Origin of the sequence: Natronoarchaeum sp. GCM10025321 (genome assembly GCF_042663585.1) — an archaeon.
Taxonomy (GTDB): domain Archaea; phylum Halobacteriota; class Halobacteria; order Halobacteriales; family Natronoarchaeaceae; genus Natranaeroarchaeum.
This window is the reverse complement of sequence record NZ_JBHTAN010000006.1, coordinates 1,364,857-1,385,873: the sequence shown is the minus strand read 5'-3', so window position 1 is coordinate 1,385,873 and position 21,017 is coordinate 1,364,857. Positions and strand designations below refer to the sequence as shown.

20 protein-coding genes and 1 tRNA gene are annotated in these 21,017 nt (G+C 59.8%); 11 read left to right on the top strand and 10 right to left on the bottom strand.

The window, feature by feature from the left end:
* Positions 1-6 precede the first annotated feature (6 nt).
* A complete protein-coding gene (locus tag ACFQL3_RS09780; RefSeq protein WP_377053737.1) occupies positions 7-510 on the top strand; it encodes a hypothetical protein in 504 nt (167 codons plus the stop codon).
* Positions 511-584: 74 nt separating this feature from the next.
* On the top strand, positions 585-866 hold the full coding sequence (locus ACFQL3_RS09775; RefSeq protein WP_377053735.1) for a translation initiation factor eIF-1A: 282 nt from the start codon (positions 585-587) through the stop codon (positions 864-866).
* A 164-nt stretch (positions 867-1,030) separates the two neighbouring features.
* On the opposite strand, the gene ACFQL3_RS09770 is transcribed toward ACFQL3_RS09775, so the two are convergent.
* On the bottom strand, positions 1,031-1,258 hold the full coding sequence (locus ACFQL3_RS09770) for a hypothetical protein (protein WP_377053733.1): 228 nt from the start codon (positions 1,256-1,258) through the stop codon (positions 1,031-1,033).
* 113 nt (positions 1,259-1,371) lie between these two features.
* Between ACFQL3_RS09770 and hpt the strand changes: the two genes are divergently transcribed.
* From hpt to ACFQL3_RS09730, 8 genes are all read left to right on the top strand, one after another.
* The gene (gene hpt / locus ACFQL3_RS09765) at positions 1,372-1,941 is read left to right on the top strand and encodes a hypoxanthine/guanine phosphoribosyltransferase (RefSeq protein ID WP_377053731.1); all 570 of its coding nucleotides are present in this window, start codon (positions 1,372-1,374) and stop codon (positions 1,939-1,941) included.
* Between the two features lie 260 nt (positions 1,942-2,201).
* A complete protein-coding gene (locus ACFQL3_RS09760) occupies positions 2,202-4,073 on the top strand; it encodes an ABC transporter substrate-binding protein (RefSeq protein ID WP_377053729.1) in 1,872 nt (623 codons plus the stop codon).
* A 153-nt stretch (positions 4,074-4,226) separates the two neighbouring features.
* Complete coding sequence (locus ACFQL3_RS09755; RefSeq protein ID WP_377053727.1) at positions 4,227-5,279, top strand: ABC transporter permease; 1,053 nt, start codon at positions 4,227-4,229, stop codon at positions 5,277-5,279.
* Positions 5,276-7,009: an ABC transporter permease gene (locus tag ACFQL3_RS09750; RefSeq protein WP_377053725.1), complete on the top strand. Its 1,734-nt coding sequence runs from the start codon at positions 5,276-5,278 to the stop codon at positions 7,007-7,009. Before ACFQL3_RS09755 ends, ACFQL3_RS09750 begins: the two co-directional genes overlap by 4 nt.
* Positions 7,009-8,358 (top strand): oligopeptide/dipeptide ABC transporter ATP-binding protein, encoded by a 1,350-nt coding sequence (locus tag ACFQL3_RS09745; RefSeq protein ID WP_377053723.1) that lies wholly within the window; start codon positions 7,009-7,011, stop codon positions 8,356-8,358. The genes ACFQL3_RS09750 and ACFQL3_RS09745 overlap by 1 nt, the downstream gene beginning before the upstream one ends.
* Positions 8,358-9,698, top strand: a complete 1,341-nt coding sequence (locus ACFQL3_RS09740) for an ABC transporter ATP-binding protein (protein ID WP_377053721.1) — start codon at positions 8,358-8,360, stop codon at positions 9,696-9,698. Before ACFQL3_RS09745 ends, ACFQL3_RS09740 begins: the two co-directional genes overlap by 1 nt.
* The gene (locus ACFQL3_RS09735; RefSeq protein WP_377053719.1) at positions 9,698-10,135 is read left to right on the top strand and encodes a DUF7555 family protein; all 438 of its coding nucleotides are present in this window, start codon (positions 9,698-9,700) and stop codon (positions 10,133-10,135) included. The genes ACFQL3_RS09740 and ACFQL3_RS09735 overlap by 1 nt, the downstream gene beginning before the upstream one ends.
* Before the next feature lie 49 nt (positions 10,136-10,184).
* The gene (locus ACFQL3_RS09730) at positions 10,185-10,703 is read left to right on the top strand and encodes a DUF7529 family protein (protein ID WP_377053717.1); all 519 of its coding nucleotides are present in this window, start codon (positions 10,185-10,187) and stop codon (positions 10,701-10,703) included.
* A 20-nt stretch (positions 10,704-10,723) separates the two neighbouring features.
* Here ACFQL3_RS09730 and ACFQL3_RS09725 read toward each other — a convergent pair whose 3' ends face one another.
* The 7 genes from ACFQL3_RS09725 to ACFQL3_RS09695 form a co-directional block, all read right to left on the bottom strand.
* On the bottom strand, positions 10,724-11,113 hold the full coding sequence (locus ACFQL3_RS09725; protein ID WP_377053715.1) for a hypothetical protein: 390 nt from the start codon (positions 11,111-11,113) through the stop codon (positions 10,724-10,726).
* A gap of 28 nt (positions 11,114-11,141) precedes the next feature.
* Positions 11,142-12,485 (bottom strand): ABC transporter ATP-binding protein, encoded by a 1,344-nt coding sequence (locus tag ACFQL3_RS09720; RefSeq protein ID WP_377053713.1) that lies wholly within the window; start codon positions 12,483-12,485, stop codon positions 11,142-11,144.
* Complete coding sequence (locus tag ACFQL3_RS09715; protein ID WP_377053711.1) at positions 12,482-13,576, bottom strand: ABC transporter ATP-binding protein; 1,095 nt, start codon at positions 13,574-13,576, stop codon at positions 12,482-12,484. The genes ACFQL3_RS09720 and ACFQL3_RS09715 overlap by 4 nt, the downstream gene beginning before the upstream one ends.
* Entirely contained in the window at positions 13,573-14,805 is a 1,233-nt protein-coding gene (locus ACFQL3_RS09710) for an ABC transporter permease (protein ID WP_377053709.1), read from the bottom strand. Before ACFQL3_RS09710 ends, ACFQL3_RS09715 begins: the two co-directional genes overlap by 4 nt.
* A complete protein-coding gene (locus ACFQL3_RS09705; protein ID WP_377053707.1) occupies positions 14,805-15,869 on the bottom strand; it encodes an ABC transporter permease in 1,065 nt (354 codons plus the stop codon). Before ACFQL3_RS09705 ends, ACFQL3_RS09710 begins: the two co-directional genes overlap by 1 nt.
* A 48-nt stretch (positions 15,870-15,917) precedes the next feature.
* Positions 15,918-17,798, bottom strand: coding sequence for an ABC transporter substrate-binding protein (locus tag ACFQL3_RS09700; RefSeq protein WP_377053705.1), 1,881 nt, complete (start codon positions 17,796-17,798; stop codon positions 15,918-15,920).
* A 349-nt stretch (positions 17,799-18,147) separates the two neighbouring features.
* Positions 18,148-19,164, bottom strand: a complete 1,017-nt coding sequence (locus tag ACFQL3_RS09695; RefSeq protein ID WP_377053703.1) for a bactofilin family protein — start codon at positions 19,162-19,164, stop codon at positions 18,148-18,150.
* A gap of 137 nt (positions 19,165-19,301) precedes the next feature.
* Between ACFQL3_RS09695 and ACFQL3_RS09690 the strand changes: the two genes are divergently transcribed.
* Positions 19,302-20,036 (top strand): competence/damage-inducible protein A, encoded by a 735-nt coding sequence (locus tag ACFQL3_RS09690; RefSeq protein ID WP_377053701.1) that lies wholly within the window; start codon positions 19,302-19,304, stop codon positions 20,034-20,036.
* A gap of 392 nt (positions 20,037-20,428) precedes the next feature.
* On the opposite strand, the gene ACFQL3_RS09685 is transcribed toward ACFQL3_RS09690, so the two are convergent.
* Positions 20,429-20,503, bottom strand: a tRNA-Met gene (locus ACFQL3_RS09685).
* A gap of 63 nt (positions 20,504-20,566) precedes the next feature.
* A complete protein-coding gene (locus ACFQL3_RS09680) occupies positions 20,567-21,016 on the bottom strand; it encodes a GtrA family protein (RefSeq protein WP_377053699.1) in 450 nt (149 codons plus the stop codon).
* Between the last annotated feature and the right edge of the window lies 1 nt (position 21,017).

Below are 21,017 nucleotides of genomic sequence, written 5' to 3'. Positions count from 1 at the left end.
CGGTAGATGTCACGCGCCGACCCGCCGCCGGTCGAGGAGACGTGGGAACCGCCGAGGAGAGCGACGTTACTACTCGTCATCGGTATCATTGTCGTCGGTTCACTGCTCGGCTTCGCGGCGTTTTATCTCGTCGGGAACGCCGAGCAGGCTCCCGATACGACCTTCGAAATCGAGCAGTACGGCGAGGACGGCCAGTACGTCCGGATCGGGAACCTCTCCGGCGAACCGATAGAGGATCCCGGAACTATCGTGGTCTTCGTCGACGGCGAGCGAGTGGAGAACAACACCGGTCACGACTGGGCCAATAGCGAGGACGGCCTCGACGAGGATAGCGCCCTGTACGTCGCGCGCAACGCTGACGGAGATACCGTTATCGCCGATCAGCCGGATCACGAGTCCTTCGACCGCGGTGTCGTCGCCGGGGACGGAATCGAGGTGCTCTGGGCGAGTACCTCCTCGGACAGTACGGCCGCGCTTGCCACGCACGAGGTCGAGTTCGTCGACGAATGACGACTCGGTAACGCCGTGTCGAACGCTACCACGTGTATCAAACGATTTAAACGGCGTTCGACCATAGTCAAAGTGTGAGTGAAGAATCTGGGCGTCGAGACCTTCGAATGCCCGACGATACCGAGGTATTTGCAGTCGTCACCGAGCATCTCGGTGGCAACCACGTACGCCTCCGCTGCGCGGATGGCGAAGAGCGACTGGGTCGGATCCCAGGACGCATGAAATACCGAACGTGGATCAACGAGGACGATGTCGTACTGGCCGAGCCGTGGGACTGGCAGGACGAGAAAGCCAACATCGAGTGGCGTTACGACGACCAGGCCGCGGACCAGCTCCGCGCCGAAGGCCACATTTAGTGACGCCGGTCGCGTCTAACTGACACCTTTCTGATATTCTCCGCAGATAGCGTCTGCTACGGCTCTCGTCTCTATTTCCGAACGTACTGAGTTTTAGCTCAGAACGTATTTCAACAGTTTCGCGAGCGGCGCGAACGAGATTCGGAATAAGCCGAAAAAAGCGTTCAGCAACCGGGCGAGGGCTGTTGCTCGGGGCTGCTTGAGCGGTCGAACGACGGGCGTCGTTCGACGACGGCGCCACAGTCCGGGCAGGTGCGAATTTCAGCATCGTTGTTCCGGTAGCTCTCCCAGTCGCCGTCGACGGAACTGGTATGGCTACAGATCGGACAGATCAGACTGCTCTTCGATCGGTCATCGGGCGGTTCACGTAGTTTTTCCTTGGAGGGAGTCATCAACGGAACACAGGGGCTCAACGGGTGTAAACCCCGCGACAGCGTCGAAACGACCGTGAAAGACCTCCGAGTCAGTTCCGTCATCTTTACCTATCGGCTGCAGTAGACCCAACATGGACCAGTTGAAGCGGTCACTTCTCGAAGCGCCGATTATCGAAAAGAACGGCTACCATTACTTCGTCCATCCGATCAGCGACGGCGTCCCGATGCTGGAGCCCGAGCTGCTTCGCGAAATCGTCATCCGGATCATCCGGAAAGCGGATCTCGAAGACGTCGACAAGATCGTCACGCCCGCCGCGATGGGGATCCACATCTCGACGGCAGTCTCGCTGATGACCGACATCCCGCTGGTCGTCATCCGGAAACGCCAGTACGGCCTCGACGGCGAGGTCGCGCTCTTTCAGGAGACCGGCTACTCCGAATCGGAGATGTACATCAACGACGTCTACGAGGGCGACCGCGTGCTCGTGCTCGACGACGTCCTCTCGACCGGCGGAACCCTCAAAGCGATCCTCGGATCGCTCGAAGACATCGGCGCGGATGTCGTCGATCTGGTTGCCGTAATCAAGAAAGTCGGCGGCGAGAACGCGCTTGAAGACACCGATTACGCCGCAAAGACGCTGATCAACGTCGATGTCGTCGATCGAGAGGTCGTCGTGGTCGACGAGAACGGCGACGACTAAGATCGGTTTACAGACTCAATAATCCTACTACATCGGGGTCGTTCGGACACCGAATCGCCCCGTGATGCTCAGACGTGTGCTGTCCCGATTCATCTGTAGCGAGGTGATTCGTACTGTAATATAACTGCCACTCAGTTAGCCACACGTGATAACTGCCAGTTTTTTCTTCATGACACGTAATTCATAATAAAATAAGGATGGCGTGATTATCCCCGTTATTCGTCGGTAACTTTTTAGTTCCGTCTGATGAATGTCGAGGTATGCCTGACAACTCTGAACGGCAAAAGGTTGACAGTTCGCGGCGACGGATGCTTGGTCTCCTTGGTGGGACCGCTTCAGTCGGACTTGCCGGCTGTTCAGCCATTCTTGGTGGCGACGATGAGAACGGCGGCGAGAACGGCGACGAGAACGGCAGCGAGAACGGCAGCGAGAACGGCGACGAGAACGGAGATGAGTCCGGGACCAACGCCGACAAAGCGCAGGCCGCGTGGGAACGCATCCAGAGCAACCCTGGACCGGATCAGCAGGACCTGCGTAACGAGGCTTACGTAGAGATCGAGGAAGCGGTCAGGGACTCCATGATCATGCTGAACTTCATGCATGACTTCTCCGAGCGGTTCTGGTACGACAACGTCACTGTACCAAAGATCGGTGCGCTCGGCCAGGCCCACCAGCAACTCCACACGGTCGAACTGGAGGGCGACGATACGCTGAACCGTTTGAACAGCACCCACAGCCATATCGACCCGGTCGAATCCGACGACGAGGCGTCGTCGACCATCATCACTCAGATCTACGAGCGCCTGGTGGAGTACCCCAACGGTGTCCCCGAGATGGAGAACCAGTTGCTCGACAGTTTCGAGCTGTCCGACGACGGCCTGACGTATACCTTCAATATCAAAGAGGGTGTCACGTATCACAACGGCGGCGAGGTGACGGCGGCCGACTTCAAATACTCCTGGCGCCGCGTCATCGAATCGCAGAACAGCGTCCGTGCGAACTTCATGCTCGACAGTCCGGACGGCGTCGGAATCGTCCACGAGACGGACGACGAGGGCAACGTTGTCCCCGACTCGGCCGCGCTGGAAGTGGTCGACGACTACACCCTCGAGATGGAAGTCGAGACACCGAACCCTGCGGTGATGGACGTGCTGACTTACACCGCATTCTCGGTCATCCCGCAAAACACCGTCGGCGACATCGAAGGGTACGACGGCGAATTCGAACATCAGAACTTCCGGACGTCGGTATCGGCTGGAACCGGGCCTTTCCAGCTCGAACAGTTCACCCTCGATGAAGAACTGATCCTGACGCGGTTTGATGACTACCACCGCGACACGGCGAACGTGGGAACGGTTAACTTCGTAATCTCCGAGGACACCGATGCGAACTACACTCTCGCGATGGAACAGAACCTCGACATCTTCCCCATCCCGACGCAGGAATACGACCCGGCCAAAATCGAGTCCGAGACAGACGACCGCGGTCGCGAGGTAGGTACCTACGGTCCCCTCGAGAACGATGAGACGGCGAACTACCTGGGCCTTCCCGAACTGGTCACCCGATACTTCGGATTCAACGCAGGGAACGTTCCGCAGCCTGTCCGAGAGGCGCTCGCGTACGTGACCGATCAGAACGAACTGGTCGAGCAGGTCTTCGCGGGCCGCGGTGTCCCGGCATACAGCTTCACGCCGCCGGGAATCTGGCCCACAGGCCAGGACGGCTACGAGGACTTTGTCGAAGAGTACCCGTACAGCGCCAACGAGACGGATCTCGAGGGCGCCCGACAGGTACTCGAGGAGGCGGGCTACACCGAGGACGAGCCGTTCAACCTGACCTGTACGACCTACCAGAGCCCGGTTTACCAGCAGGCCGCTGGCCTGCTGCGCGACAAGCTCTCCGGTAACGGCGTCGAGATAGAACTCGAAGAGGCACAGTTCTCGACACTTATCCAGCGCGGCTACGACGGCGACCTCCAGATGTACTCCCTCGGATGGGGCTGGAGCTGGGAGAGCGTCGCCTACGGTCACTTCGGCTTCGAGCCGAAGAACACGGATACATCCGGTATGCCCGAGGAGAACAACGGGTACTACCTCGACTGGCAGACCGAACTGTCGGAGAACAGCGAATAGCCCGCCCGGATCGCTCCGAACTATTAACTTTATACTCCCGATTCAAAAAGCTAATATGCACACGACGAGGGAATCTGACGTATGTATGGAAACCGCGCCTGAAAGGTCCGTTCGCGGCGTGTCACGAGAGAGCCGATATCCAGGTGCTAGATCATGAGCCGATGGGGTTACTTCATGCGTCGGGCCCTGCTGTCGGTCCCGGTCCTGTTTTCCGTGATGACGTTCCTCTTTCTGATGCTCCGCCTGGGGCCGCTCAGCCCAGTCGCCGCTCGCCTCGGGGAACAGGCCAGCGGCGCCGACGTCACTCGGTTACGGGAGCAACTCGGGCTTAACGACCCGCTCTGGCAGCAGTATCTGGACTTCATAACTGACCTTCTCACGTTCTCAGGCGAGTCCTGGGTCGTTCAGGCGAACCGACCAATCACGGAGATCATCGCCCAACTCGCGCCAACAACGATCTGGCTCGGCTTCTGGGCCATCATGCTCCCGTTGTTCATTGGTATCCCGCTAGGGTTCTACGCCGGACTGCACCCGAACTCGAAGAGCGACTACGTCGCCTCCGTGAGCGGCATCCTCTGGCTGTCGATGCCGAACTTCTGGCTGGCGGTCATGGCACTCGCCTTCCTCAGACAGACCCAGGGCGGCGGACTGCTGGGTTTCGACTGGTACACGATCGGTCCGGATATTCGGAGCATCACTGGGACGCCTGATCTCGACTTCCTGGCATACGGTGACGTATTCGGAGTCACCGTCCCGACTGCTATCGACTGGATGGCGTTTCTGACTGATTTCAAGTTGATATTACCGGCATCGATCATCCTCGGATCCGCGTCGATGGCGACCGAGATGCGTATCGGCCGGACAGCGGTGCTCGAGACGGTCAACTCGAACTACGTCGAGATGGCCAAGGCCAAAGGGCTGAAAAGCCGTTCGATTGTCTGGAAGCACATCTTCCGGAACGCGCTCATCCCACTGGTTCCCGTCATCACGAACGAGGCGTTCATCCTGATCGGTGGGTCGGTCATTATCGAGTTCATCTTCAATATTAACGGCCTCGGCAATATCTACTTCCGAGCGCTCACGCAGGGTGACCTGCCGCTTGCGGGCGCGCTCGTGTTCATGTTCACACTAATAATTATCTTCCTGAACATCCTGCAGGACTTCCTGTACACGATCATCGATCCACGGGTGGGACACGACAGATGAGCGAAATTATATCCAACGAAATGACGTCTGAATCGACGAGTACTGATCTGGAGGCATATTCGTTGCGAGAGCGCATCAAGCGGAACCCGCGTCCGGCAGTTCTCTGGACGGCCGGCGCCCTCGTTCTGATCGCACTGGAGTTCGGCCGCATACTCGACGGCGTGCTCGCGTTGGGCGGGGCCGTCCGACTCGTGCTTGGAGGCATAGGCGCCGCCCCTGGTTGGGTCGGAGACAACGTGGCTAACTCGCTTGGGACAATCGCTGGCGCGGTCTTCGCAGACTTCGTATCCGTCGTCATCCTGTTTGGCGTGGCAGTCATCCTCCAGAGTTTCTTACCGTGGGGCGTTGACGACTTCGTGGACCTCGATAGAGGGCCCAAGTTCAAGATATGGACCGAACGGTTTGCATTGACCGCTATTCTGGTCGTTGGGGCGTTCCTGATGGCGTTCACGCCGATCGGGGCCATCGCCAGGGAGGAGGTCAGCCTCTGGGCCAGCATTATCGATTCGGTGTCGTCGATCCCGACGCTGACAAGCCGCGAGGTAATTCCCAACCTTGGCCACAGGACGCCTAGCGGCGGCTGGGAAGGGACGTTCCTCGGACTCTCCCCCAAGTGGGCGTGGACGATCCGGTTCATGCTCGTGTGGGCCTACGTGCTCGCGTGTCTCGTCTGGTTCTGGAAAGGATTCAACGTCTACCGCGATCACTATCGAGAGGCCGACTGGACGCCCCGGGACGACACGATCCGCAGGTTCCGAAACCACACCTGGGGCATCTTCGGACTGATCATTGTCCTCGGATTCGTGACGCTCGCGCTGTTCGCACCCGCTATCAGTGCAGTCCCCGTCGAACACAACGTTTACGAACCGTACAATCACGAGTTCTCGCATCTCAATGACGGGGGTGAAGTCGAAGAAGTCCTCCACGGAACTGCCAACCTCAACAGTCGCTCTAACGGTCAGAACACCGTTGGAATCTGGGAATACGACGATTACGATCGGTTCGCGCCACTGGGAACGACACCGACTGGGCAAGATATGATAACACATCTAGCCTTCGGTGCCAGAACCTCGCTGGTAATCGCGCTCTCAGCGGTGGGTCTTGGCGCGCTCATCGCAGTCGGTCTGTCGCTGATGACAGCCTACTACAAAGGGTTACTCGACATCGTGGTCGTGGTCACGAGTGATACAATCATCTCGATACCGGTGCTTATCCTCGTGATGATGATACTCGTGGTCTTCCAGAACCATCCGTTATCAGAACCGATGGATGGGGGACTGTTACTGTCGCTTATCCTCGCTCTGGCGTACTGGCCGGGTATGTGGCGGTCTATACGAGGACCGTCATTACAGGTCGCGGAGGAAGAATGGGTCGACGCGGCCAAGAGCTATGGCCAGACACCGAACAACATCATGCGAAAACACATGGCACCATACATCGCTAGCTACATCATCATCTACTCGTCCCTGTTGATCGGCGGTATCATCATCACAGTGTCCGCGCTGTCGTTCCTCGGCCTGGGCATCCAGTCCCCCACGCCCGAATGGGGCAGACTCATCAACGATGGGAAGGCGTACATTCCGACGTCGTCGTGGCACATCTCGACGGTCGCCGGGATCATGATCGCCATGGTCGTGCTGTCGTTCAACGCGCTGGGCGACGCGCTCAGAGATGCCATCGATCCGGAAGCAGACGTCGGTGATGGCCCAGGCGCCGGAGGTGGCGGATAATGGCGGTCGAATCGACCGTCGAATCCACGGCCGAACGAGGAGAGCCGATCGTCGAGGTGCGGAACCTCCAGACCGCCTTCTTCACCGAGCGGGAGACGATTCGGGCGGTCGATGGCGTCTCGTTCGACATCGTCCCCGGCGAAACGGTCGGTATAGTCGGCGAGAGCGGTTCCGGGAAGAGCGTCACTGCCCGGTCGCTGATGGGACTTATCGACTCGCCCGGCCGGGTGCTCGACGGAAGCAGCATTCGCTTCCATCACCTCGAGACGGTCCGTGACTTCGCCGAGCAGTTCCCAGGCCGTACCGTCGATGTGGGTCCAATCAGAGAGGACCACGACCCGATAGAGTTGTTCGACGCTGTCGATGCGACGCCCGGCACGTTCGGCTACGACAGCAAGGAAGCAGCAACCATCGCCGACTTCCTCGCGGCGGGCTACGGCGATGAAATCGGCCTCGTCGACGAGAAGGACTGCGTGTTCGTCACTGAGGGCAGTTCCGACACCCCCGAGAATATCGCCGATGGGTTCGTCGAGATTGCACGACTCAGCGGCGAACCACAGCGACTCATGCGGGGCGGGCGGATCGCGATGGTGTTCCAGGACCCGATGACGAGCCTCAACCCCGTCTACACCGTCGGTAACCAGATCAAAGAGGCGCTCAGGCTCCACCAGGGGTTAAGAGGCGAGGCAGCGACCCGGGAGGCAGCCGACCTGCTCGAATCAGTTGGCATTCCGGACGCTCGTCGACGCGTAACTGAGTACCCCCACCAGTTCTCCGGTGGGATGCGCCAGCGGGCAGTCATCGCACTGGCGTTAGCCTGCGACCCCGAGGTGCTGATCTGTGACGAACCGACGACGGCGCTGGACGTAACTATTCAGGCGCAGATCCTGGACCTGCTGGCGGATCTGGAGCGGGAGCGCGACCTCGCAATAATGTTTATTACACACGATATGGGCGTCATAGCGGATGTCTCAGACCAAGTAAACGTCATGTACGCGGGCGAAGTCGTCGAAACGGCTGGCGTAGAGGAACTGTTCGGATCCCCCCGGCATCCGTATACGCGCGGCTTGCTTCGCTCGATCCCCGGACGCCAGTCCGGCGAGCGCCTCGAAACGATGGAAGGCAACGTCCCGACACCGAACGAACCCGCGACCTACTGTCGGTTCGCCCCGCGGTGTCCGAAGGCTTTCGACGAATGCGAGGCGGTCCATCCAGTCTCGGTACCGGTCGACGAGAACGCCGAGGATCATACCGCTGCATGCCTTCTCTATCCCGAAGACGAGTCAAAAGCGCAGGCAGTCGAGCGCCACAAAAAGAGCGCAATCGATCGAACCGGAGGTGACGACTAATGAGTCAGGACGTGATCTCGACGGACACCGAAACGGAGTACGGTGCAAGGGGAGACCCGATGGTCGAAGTCCGGAACCTGAAGACCTACTACGACGACGGAGGACTGTTCGGCGGAACGCCAGTAAAGGCGGTCGACGGCGTCTCGTTCGATATCCACCAGGGAGAGACGCTCGGACTGGTCGGCGAATCCGGCTGCGGAAAGACGACGCTTGGTCGAACGCTCATCCAGTTGGAAGATGCAACTGACGGCGAGGTCAAGTTCGACGGCGTCGATATCACGGATCTCTCTGGAGACGACCTCTACGAGTGGCGACGAAACGCACAGATCGTCTTCCAGGATCCCGACTCGAGTCTCAACGACCGGATGACTGTCGGTGAGATCGTTCGCGAACCGCTAGACGCACAGGACTGGAAAACCCCCCGTGAACGCCGCCAGCGGGTCCGCGAACTGCTCGACACTGTCGGATTACAGCGCGAGCACTACTACCGCTATCCGCACCAGTTTTCCGGCGGCCAGCGCCAGCGGGTCGGTATCGCCCGCACGCTCGCGCTCGAACCGGACTTCATCGTCCTCGACGAGCCGGTGTCGGCGCTCGACGTCTCCGTGCAGGCCGAAATTATCAACCTTCTGGAAGAGCTCCAGGAGGAGTTCGGGCTGACGTATCTCTTCATCGCCCACGACCTCTCGGTCGTCCGCCACATCTGCGACCGGGTCGCGGTGATGTATCTCGGCAACGTCATGGAGATCGGGCCGACAGAGGAGCTGTTCACCGATCCGTCGAACCCCTACACACACGCGCTGCTATCGGCGATCCCGGAACCCGACCCGACGAGCGACCGGGAACGGATCCTCCTGCATGGAACGCCACCGAACCCTCGTTATCCACCGTCGGGCTGTCCGTTCAGCACGCGCTGTCCGGCCCGGATCCGTCCCGAGGAGTACCGCCATCTCGATGACGAAATCTGGGTGGCGCTGAACACTCTCCGGGAGGTCCTCCGGGAGCGTGAGCGGGCCGACCGGTCGATCCGGGAACGGATCCGCGAGCGCTTCGGCGGGGATACCCGGTTTGCGACCATCGAGAGTACCTACGAGGAACTGTTCGGTGATCTGGAACTACCGGCGGACGTGCAGTCGATTCTCGACCGCATTGCAGACCACGCCATGAACAACGAGGAGTCCGAAGCAATCGCCGTGTTCTCCGATGAATTTGGCAGCATCTGCGAGGGCGAATCACCGGAGTATCACTCGACGTCCCCCAACGGCCACGAGAGCTACTGTCACCGTCACGGCGAAGACTACCGTTCTCCGAAGGACGTGCTTGGGACTCGTTTCGACTGATGATGGAGGAGAGCGAACCGCTTCGGAGCCGTATAGACTGTACAGTTCGGATCTGGGTGGATACGCTCACCTACGCTGTGGTAGTTGCGGCGCTTATCGTTCTCGGTGCAGTCGTTCTCTCGGTCGTGACCGGTGGGAGCCTCGCCCGGGCTAACATACTGGTGTTCATCGCGGGATGGATCCAACTCTCGTACGCGACGGTCGTGTTGTGGCCCACCTCACCTGATGATCTGGAGAGTACGACGGACCAACCTACCGTCCAGGCGAACGATACGTCGACGAAGGTGCAATCGATCGCCCGTTCGTTGCCACCGCTTCGATGGCTGCGTCTTCCACGCCCGGAGGATAGAATATCCTCACAGACACAACTGTTCGTCGCTGCCGTCTTTGTGCTCGCAATCTCTTTCCTCGCAGAGGCGGTCCTGGGCGTTGGTTGACCGAGCAAGTCGGAAAAGAGTTAACAGGCTCCTTGATTCAATGTACTGTATGTCCGAAGATATCGATATACCTGACCCCCGTAGTGCCCGACGAAAAGACCCGGAGGGGGTACAACTGGAGGCGTGGAAAGGGACGTTGGACGACATGGAAGCGATCGCTGAAGAGCGACGCGAGGACGGATGGGACGTTCTCACACTCACTGCGGCGCATACTGATACTGTGAGTAAGGACATGGGCGACCACGACGAATTCGGATTGTTTCACGTCGTGCCGGATAACCATGCGGAGGAGTTCGAGGAGTGGTTCGACCCCGACGAGTTCACCGAGTATCTGGCTTACGGGACCGATGTCGAGGGGTTCATGTACGCCGTTACCGAGTTCATCGATCCGGCCACCGAACGATCGATCCTGCTCGCTAGCAGGTACGACATGGTTCGGGCAGACGGGCTTGTAGAGTCTGCTATGGAGGAAGGCGTACTGTACTCACACATCAAAACTATCGATGGCACGACCCTGGGGAAGTTCCCCCACGAGGAGTACGCACCGCTCCTCAAGCGCCCCAGCTAAGCACTACTTTTGTTCGATTGTTACGGCAACAGATCGCTAACGTAGGCCTGATATGCGGCTCCAAACACCAGGGCAACCGAAACCAGCCCCAGCGCAAGGACCAGTGCAATATTGGCCACGGGCTGGAGATCGATCAGTGCGGAGCCAAGGCCGATAGCTGTGAGTACAACCGCAGTGACGCCCATGTAGATGCCCAACTGTCCGAGAGCGTCTAGAAGCCACGGCGGGTCGGGTTCGTCGACGGAGACCGTTCCGAGCGGCCCCTCGTCGGAGTCGGGCGGTCGCTCCTCGGTCCAGCCCGGTGGCCGTCCGGGTCTCGGATCGTCGACCTCCGGGTCCTCCGTGCCGCCTCGGTTCTCGCGCTGTTCGTCGATCGAATCAGTGTTCTGAGGATCTCCGTCGTGGTCCATATAAAAAATGTTGATGATGGCCGGGGCGCTACTGCCCGTCGTTCAGTAGTGGTTCTTCGTTGGCTGATCGGTTCGAGTCGTTGAGATGGCACGCTGCCGTCTGTCCGTTCCCACAGCTTTTCAGCTCCGGCTGATCGGTCTCACAGACGGTTGTGAACGTCGCCGCGAGCAACTCGATGGCCTCGCCGTAGTCGTCGGCGATTACGGCGTCGATAGCCTTTCTGAGCGTCGATTCGGCACCGGGATCGCCCAGCTGATCCGGCAGGTCGTACTCCGAGCGGAGCCACCGTTTGAGGTCGGCATCGTCGACGTCCTCGGGGGTCGGTTCCTCGACAGTATCGTAGCTATGATCGGATTCCAGTACGCCGACCTCCACGATGCTCTCCAGATCTATGGCGTGGGCCTCCACCTGCTTTCGGAACTGGAGCAGGTTCCGCCAGACGTCCTGTTCCAGATCGATGCCGTCCGGGAGAATGACCTCCGGGCAGCGGGTGTGGAACCGACAACCGCTCGGCGGAGCGGACGGGTCCGGGACGTCGCCTTTGAGTTCGACGCCGAAGCCGCGATCCGTCGGATCCGGTCGCGGGATTGCGGACAGCAATGCTCGCGTGTAGGGATGTTTCGGGTTCTCGAACAGCTCTTCGGTCGGCCCCACCTCGACGAACTCGCCGAGATACATTACGGCGACGCGGTCACACACCTGTCGAACGACGCCCAGGTCGTGGCTGATGATCAGCACCGACAGCCCCAGATCCTCCTGGAACTCATCGATCAGCCGCAGTATCTCCGACTGGACGGAGACGTCGAGCGCCGACACTGGCTCGTCGGCCACGAGCAGTTTCGGGTTGACCGACAGTGCACGCGCCAGGCCGATCCGCTGTTTTTGTCCGCCGGAGAACTCGTGGGGATACCGCTTCATGTCGTCGGCCGACAGTCCGACCCGCTCCAGGAGGTCGCCAACGATCGCTCGTCGACGTTTCTTGTCCGTCATGCCCTGGACGATCAGCGGTTCGGCGACGGCATCCCCGATGTTCATTCGTGGATCGAAACTGGAGTCGGGGTCCTGGAAGATCAGTTGGACGTCCCTCCGGAACTCTCGAAGTTGATCGGCGTCGTACTCTACGATGTCTTCGCCATCGAACAGCACCTGTCCGTCGGTCGGATCCTCCAGTCGGGTCATCGACGTCGCCGCGGTGGACTTCCCACAACCGGATTCACCCACGATGCCGAACGTTTCGCCGCGTTCGAGTTCGAAGCTGATCCCGTCGACGGCCTTCGCACGCCCGACCTCGGTGTTCAACAGCCCCTTCGTGATCGGATAGTGTTTCTTCAGTCCGTCCACTTGCAGGAGGGGTTGAGAGCGCTCGCTCATCGGCTATCGGCACCTCCATCGGTCGTCAGATCGGTATCGCCGACCTCCGAATTCAGGACCGTGCCTGGATCCATTCTCGGACCGAAATGGACACACGATGTCGTGTGCTGTGGATCGTCTCCGACCTGATACATCGGCGGCTGGTCGCCGGTCCGACATCCCTCTACGGCGTGCTGACATCGGTCGGCGAACCGACAGCCTTCGGGTGGCGCTTTGGGATCCGGCAGATTGCCGGGAATGCCGCCGATCGTGCCCCTCCCCGGGAGACAGTCGAGCAAGGCGCGGGTGTACGGGTGGGCCGGTTCCTCGAAGATCGTCTCGACGGGTCCCTGCTCCATGATCTTGCCCGAGTACATCACTGCCACCCGGTCGGCTATCTGGGCGACGACGCCCAGGTCGTGCGTGATGAACAGCATCCCCATGTTCCGTTCGGACTGGAGTCGATTCAGCAGTTGCAGTATCTGGGCCTGAATCGTCACGTCCAGGGCCGTCGTCGGTTCGTCAGCGATCAACAGATCGGGTTCACAGGCCAGCGCGATTGCGATGAGGACTCGCTGTTTCATCCCACCGGAGAACTCGTGTGGGTAATCGTCGAGCCGGGAACTCGCTTCGGGAATGCCGACCTGTGTGAGAAGCTTGACTGCCCGCTCTCGTGCTTCCTCCTTTGTGAGGTCCGAGTGGAGATTGATCGCCTCTTTGATCTGCCAGCCGACCGTGTACACCGGGTTGAGCGCGCCCTGTGGGTTCTGGAAGATATGACTCACCTCGCCGCCCCGAACCTGGCGGAGTTCGGCGTCGGACATGTCGGTCACTTCCCGACCGTTGATCCGTACCGATCCGTCCGGAACGAACGCCGGGGGTGATTTGTAGAGCTGTGTGATTGCCTCGCTGGTAACCGTCTTGCCGGAGCCGCTCTCGCCGACGATTGCGACAGTCTCGCCGGCTTCGACCGTCAACGAGATGCCGTCGACTGCTTTGACTGTTCCGCTGTCCGTCCTGAAGTAGGTATGCAGGTCCGATAGTTCCAACAGCGGCTGGCTCCCGCTCGATACAGCGTCGACGTCAGTCTCGTTATCCGTAATAGAACTCATTCTCCGCTCCCTCCGTGTCGTGGATCGAGGGCGTCTCGCAATGCATCGCCGAGGAAGTTGAATGCCAGGATGGTGAAAAACAGGAACACCCCGGGGATGGTTGCGATCCACCACGCGGTTCGAAGCTGGTCGCGGCCGCCGGAAATAATCCGGCCCCACGACGCGACCGTGAGGTCTCCAAGTCCCAGGAAGGCGATGGCCGCCTCGGCGAGAATGATCGACGGTATCGTGAGCGATGCTGCGGTGATAAGGCTGTTCGAGATGTTCGGCAGGAGATGTCGCCTGACCGTCCAGAACGACGATGCCCCTGCGTTCTTCGCTGCCTGTATGTAGGGCTCTTCCCGGCGTTGTAACGCCTCCGCCCGCATGATGCGGGCCGACGATCCCCAGCCGAACAGGCCGAAGATGAGGATGAGAACGAACAGGCTCCCACCGACCGTGTACGCCAGCAACAGGAACAGGAAGAAGGTCGGGAAGGTGATCTGGATGTCGACGTAGCGCATCAGCACTTCGTCGACGAGACCGCCGTAATAGGCGGCTGTCAGCCCGACCGCCGCGGCCAGCGTGATGCTCAGGAGCGTCGCGATAAGCCCCACCTGCATGCTCACCTCCATGCCGTAGATGCTGGCTCGCAGGATGTCTTCGCCGGACGACGTCGTGCCGAGCGGATGCGTCCAGCTACCCTGACACATCGTCACCCCGTCGACGACGGTGGTGCCGCCCGGACACTCGTTGCCGGTGACGTAATCCTCGACGGAGGTCCAGACTGGTGGCTGGTTCTCTAGTCCGGGCGTCCGTTCGGGTGCCGGTAGCACCCGAGAGCCGATCACGCCGACGGCAAAGATCACCGTAAGGAACAGTCCACTGATGACCGCGGCCTTGTTCTTCCGGAACTCTTTCCAGTAGTACCGGGTCATCCGTCTGTTCTCGGCCAGCGGGACGAGTCCGTAGTATACGAACACGAGTAGCGTGATCGACCAGAGCCAGTCCACTGGCGAGATGACGCCGATTACCGGGAACTCGGCGGCGCCCGTCTCGGCGATGTGCTGGGAGTAGACGTCGTAGACGGCGCCGATCAGCCAGGCGCTGACGATGCCGAACCAGACGTACTCCTTCTTTCGACGTGGCGTCTCGCCGCTATCGATGCTCGCCCAGTCGACCTGCTCGAAAGTGGGGTCCTCCTGTGGAGTCCCACCGTCCGTCTCGGGTTGGTCTGTTTTCTCGCCCATTATCGATCACCGTAATCGATCCGTGGGTCCAGAATCGCGTACATGATGTCCTCGATGAGGTTCCCCATGATCGCGATGAACGTCGGTATCAGGATCGTAATCGCCACCAGGTCGGTGTCCTGGCGGATGATCGCCTGTAGCGAGGCGAGACCGATGCCGGGAATACCGAAGACGATTTCGACCAGATACGAACCAAAGAGGATCAGTCCCAGGATCCGTCCGACCATGATCGTCATCAGCGGGATCGAGGCGGGACGGAGGATGTGTTTCGCGACGATGGTTCGGTTGCTCACTCCCTTCGACTTCGCCGTCTTGACGAACTCGGCATCGACGTATTCGAGCGCCTCAGCGCGGGCGTACCGCATCACTGACGCGATTGCGCCAGTCATCACGACGAAGGTGGGCAGGATGAGTTGCTTGATGTTCTGGGGACTGAAGACGCCGATGTAGCGTTCGCCCTGGAAGTCTTCGCGGAGGAACGCGGGATGATCGCTGCCCGCCGTATCGAGCAGGACCCAGGCACCGTCGGCCGATTTCACGATAGCAGCGTTCCAGCCGATGTCGACCCAGCCAAGGAAGGTTCCGAAGATCACCAGCAGGACGATTCCGAACCAGAAGTTCGGGATGCTGATGCCGAAGAACGCCATGAACGTTGCCACGTAATCCTTGGTCGTGTACTGGTTGACAGCCGAGTACAGGCCGATGATCGTCCCAATCACTGTCGAGAGGACGATTGCGGGGAAGCCGTACATGAGGGAGTATGGCACCGTCTGAACGATGACCTCCCTAACAGGCTGGCTGTACTCGTAGGACCAGCCCCATTTTCCCTGGAAAATGTTCAGCATGAACTCGATGTACCGTTCGTGGAAGGGCTTCGCGAGTCCAAGTCGTTCCTTCTCGGCCTGGACGGCTGTTTCGACGTCAACGCCGTCGACTGCTGCCTGAAACTGCGCCTGCATGATCTGTTGGCTCGGGATCTGATCCATCAGCAGGAACGTGATCGAGAGGATAATCACGGTCGCGAATCCTGCCCACAGAGTTCGGCGAATGATATACCATTTCATAGGAGTCTTATGTCATAAAATATCAATGAAAGCGACGATTCGGGCGCTTTAGACCTCTTCGACGGTGAAGTTCTCGTTGTCTCTGAGAAGGTCGCGGGCCGTGACGATGTCGTCTTCGGTGATACCTGTACCGTAGGCGTCGACGGCGGATTCATCGTACCACTGCGACCAGGTCGGCTGGTGGGTGACGGCTGGCTCCGTACGGCCACGCTGGATATCCTGCGTGATCGTATCCTTGTCGATTACCCGAGCGATGGCCTCACGTCCGTCGCGTTCGCGACAGAGTATGCTGCCGTTCGCCCGCTGATTGAAGAACTGGAAGCTGATGTACGGATCCTGCTGGTCCTCCACGCGGACCTGGTCGACGGCCTCCTCGAACTCCTGGATGACATCCGTTGGGAGCGCCATCCGGTCGGCCTCGCCGGCACGGAACCGCTCGACGCGGGTCGATTGCTCCGATTCGACGTCGAACTGGTAGTTCTCGAAGTACGGCGCGTCCCCCCAGGCGTCGTCCATCACTTGCACGTTGCTGTCCTGCGTGTGCTCGCGCATGTAGTACTCGTCGTTGCGGGTGACGGTGAAGTCTCCCGTCTGGCCGCCAGTACGGCTTTCGAAGGTGTAGGGGCCGAGGTTGCCGGTCCAGGTGAAGTTCTGCACCTCGTCAGACTGACGAAGCGCCTGTGCGTCGGGTGCGTACTGCTCTATCAGGGCCTTCGGGAGCACTGTTTCCGCCCAGATGACGGGGCGAAGCGGGAACAGGCCGTCTGCCTCGGCGAGTTCTAGCTGGAACTCCAGTTCGCCGGTCTGTTCGACGTTCTCGACCGCTGCATAGGAGCCGAGCGCCTCGCTCGGCGGCGTCTCCTCGTTCCAGAAGTCCGCTGCGTCGTCTGCGACACCGTGGACGGTCTCGGTCTGGAACACCCAGTCCTCCGCGGTCATCTGACCGTAGGAGTTGCCGTCGGCATCCGTTCCGAACTGGAGGTTGTCACGAAGCGAACAGATCCACACCTGATCGTCGCCGCTGTTCTCGATGTTCATAAACAGCGGGACGATGTTGTCCTCGGTGTCGATCACGTATGAGCTGTCGGTCAACAGGCCGGTTCGAAGCGCCGAGTTGTTGTCGTCCTGTTCGGGCAGGAAGGCTGACGAGAACTGGGTGCCGTCGAGCCAGACGAAGTCTCCGCCCACCGATTGCTCGTCCCGGTACCGGTTGATCGTCCCGAGCGAGTTTCCATAGAGGTTGAATTCGTCGGAGGTGTTGATCGCCTGATCGAAGCCCCAGAAATCGAGCCCCTGCGAGAGGAAGTTGGCTGGGAGCTCGTCAGTAAGCGTGCCCATGATCTCGTTGAGCTGTTCCTGCCGGGCTTCCTGGGACTCGGCGTTTCGGAACTCTTCGTAGAGTCCGGCCATGTCGACCTCTGGCTCGTAGCCATACGCGTTGACGGCGCTGTCCTTCGTCCAGAACGTTTCAGTGTTTCCGGGGGTGCGCGGGTAGGAGTTTGCAGCGATCCCGATGAGGATGTCCCAGTCATTGACGGTTCGCGTTCGTTCCGGCGGCCCTGCGTTCCGACCGACCGGACCGTACTCGAAGTCGTCGGGGTTCTCGTCAGGCAGGGGCTCCGAGAAGAAGTCCGTGCCGAGTAGCTCGGCCCGTCCGTCGAGCTGGAGATCCGCGCCGACCAGTGCGAGATTCCGCTGCATCTCACTGCCGATGTCCAGTGCCGTGTCGTCCCCCTCGTCGTAGAAGAGCGTCGGTGAGACACGGTCTCCCTCCGGGCCATACAGTTCGACATCCGGGAGTCCTTCCGAAGGATCACCGTTCCCGTTGCCGTTCTCGTTGCCGTTTTCGTTGCCGTTCTCGTTGCCGTTTTCGTCGCCGCCGAAACAGCCTGCGAGGCCGGCTGCGATGCCCGCTCCACTAATCTGCATCAGTTTCCGTCTGCCAAGTCGTCCTCTGTTACCTTGTGGCATATAATGATAATGCTAACCGATACACATATATTTATTCCTATTGAATTTGACACTAATTGTTAGTTTATAAGATATAATAGCCAGAAAACAATGTGTTTGATCACCTATTTTGGTAAATGGCCTAAAATATTCCAATTATACATTTAAGAGTGTCTTATCGTTCATTATGAATAATTTTTGTCGTTATCAGCCGCACTGCTATACGACCGTCCTTCACACGGCCCGGAAGTCAGGCCCCATTGCGACCACCGGTCGGTTTCAGACCTGGTTTGTTGCTCGACGCCGACGGCTGGTCCGAACCACGTCCTCACTCGCCGACCCGCCTGGCGTCCCGCAAGGCCAGCGGCACCGCTCCGATGCCGACGAGCGTTACCAGCCCCGCGAGTACACTCCCGACGTACGGTACTCGTGCGACGAGCGCGACCAGGGGAAGCCCGAGCAATAGCCCAAGCCACCGATTGCTGACGTTTATTACCGACAGCAGCCACATTCCCACGGCGAACCGGCCGTAGACGGTCGCGATCCAGAGATAGACGGCGAACAGCAAACTACCAACTAGCGAGAGCGGGAGTCCCAGGATGCTCAACGCGAGCAGACCGAGGAGGATCGGTATAGTGATGACCACAGCGAGGCCGACGCCCGCGCTCGTTAGTGACGACCCCCTGAACCGGTCGCTCACCGACTGGGCGAACCGAGGGCCAGCGGCGAGCAAGATCGCCCCCAAGAGCAAATTCATGACGAGCACGTACGCTGCGATGATCCAGTCCAGCCCCGTTGGATACTCCGCGGGACCGATCACCGTGGCGGGGTCGCGGACGGTGTCGCCTTCGACCTCCGCACCGGGCTGAACGTCGAGGGTCCCAGCGTAGGATACATCACCACCGATTACCGCCGTCGGTCCGAGCGTGACCGTTCCCGGCCCTGCTTGGACATCGCCCGTCACCGTCCCGTGGATCGTCGTCGATCCCGAGGCGATCGACACCGACCCGTCGACAGTCGTATCCTCGCCAAGCCAGACGTTCCCTCCGACTACCTCTACATTGCCGCTCACGTTCCCTGTAATCCGGACGTCTCCACCGAGTACCGAGATATCCTCGGCGTCGCCGTCGATCGTAACCGTCCCCCCGACGACACGTAACTCCCCCTCGGTACTGCCGTCCACGATCACAGTGCCACCGAAGACTGATAGATCTTCGACTGTTTCGTCCTCCTCGACGATGACCGTCCCGCCAGTCCGGGTTTCGTCTGCCGCTGCGACGGTCGGTCCGACGGCGAGCGCTCCGATAAGAGCGATCACGACGGCGATTGCGAGGTGGCGTCTCATCTCGGGGTACATTTCGTTTGTCCGAGATAAGTAGTTAGTTTAGAATCACTTTCGAGGTAGCTCCAATTACACACGTCTCCCCGAGCATCCGCCGGTCGAAGCGTAGCCTTTTGCGTCGCGAGCGCCTTCTTCCGCTGATGGAAGTCGCCATACTCACCGTCGGTGACGAAGTGCTGGCCGGCGACACGCCGAACACGAACGCGACCTGGCTTGCCGAGCAGATCACCGCGCATGGGTCGACCGTCGTCCGCATTCTCACGGTTCCGGACGACCGCAAACTGATCGCCGACACTCTCGAGGAGTGGCGCGAGTCGTTCGACGCCGTCGTCGTGACCGGCGGACTCGGCGGCACCCACGACGACGTTACTGCCGACGCCATTGCCGACACTTTCGGCCGCCAACTGGTCGTCGAGGACGCAGTTCGGGAGGACGTCCTCGAAACGGCTGCTGCATACCGGGACGCCAACCCCGAACTCGTCGCCGAACACGACCTCGATCTCGACATCGACGCCTGGGCATCGCTCCCCGAGGGCAGTCGTGCCATCATCAACTCCGAAGGGCTCTGCCCGGGATGCGTACTGGAGAACGTCTACGCCTTTCCCGGCGTCCCGGCGGAAATGCGGGCCCTCTTCGAGGACGTCGCCCACGAGTTCGACGGTGACATCGTCTCGACGACACTTTTCACCCCCCAGCCAGAGGGTTCGATGGTCGAGGCACTCGCGGGCGTGCGCGAACAGTTCGCCGTCCGGATCGGTAGCTACCCGGACACTGGCGGCAAGAACCGTCTGAAAGTAAGTGGTGCAGAAGCAGATGCCGTCAAAGGGGCTGTAGAATGGCTACAAAAGCGAGTTACAGTCGACAGAGTGGTGTGATGGGGTGGGTATGGGTATCGCCATCCTGGCGTGGCTTTCGGGAGGTATCGTGCAGGTATGCGTCCCTTCTGCAGAACTAGGAGCAGGCCAGTAGTCGAATCAAAAACGTCGCCGTGCGATAGGGGGCGGTAGTTGAACTACGTCGACGTCGCTCCCGTTGGTCGCTCGTCGTCTACTTCAAATCTACCCGCCGTACTTTCGACGCTCACGACACTCGTCGCTTCGCTTCTCGTTATTGTTCGCGTCGAAAAATAGCGGGAGGTAGATTTGAACTACGCAAAACACTCGCTGTGCTCGCGTTTTTCTGGTTCAAATCGATTCATTACACTTTTGAGAACTCAGTGATCGCTCGTCGATGAAACGACTCGCTGGGTAGTTGAGTTCTCAAAAAGTAGCGGGAGGTAGATTTGAACTACCGATCTGCGGGTTATGAGCCCGCCGGAATCTCCTGGCTATCCCATCCCGCTACATTCTCGTACCGCCGTCCGCTAGTTAAGGGTTGTGTTTCGGTCGCCCTGTGTGGGTTCTACTCACTGGCCGATGCTCCAGGTGAAGTAGCTCTCGGCGAGGAAATTAACACTGAACCCGCAGGCGATGCCAACGGCGTTCGCGAGCAAGTATGGGATTGCTGACAGCCGTACTATCAGTGAGAGGACGACAATGGCGACAGCGATTCCGCCAAGCCGGACGACGTTGGAGGTGCCCAGCCGTCGAAGGACGGATCGGTAGCCGGACTCGCCCCATTCCGAGAACGTCCAGGACTCGTTCAGGGCGAACATGACGAGGATTGCGGTCTCTGCGCTGATGATTTTGCTGAGTTCGAGCCACAGCCCCCAAAATTCGACCAGAGAGACGAGGATGGCGAAATCGATGGCCGTACCGAGCAGGCCGACCGAGGCGAAACGAACGAGCCGACCGCTTGAGACCAGCGACCGGCATCTCGCCTGTATCGGCTCTACAGCCGTATGGCCGTCTGCCATT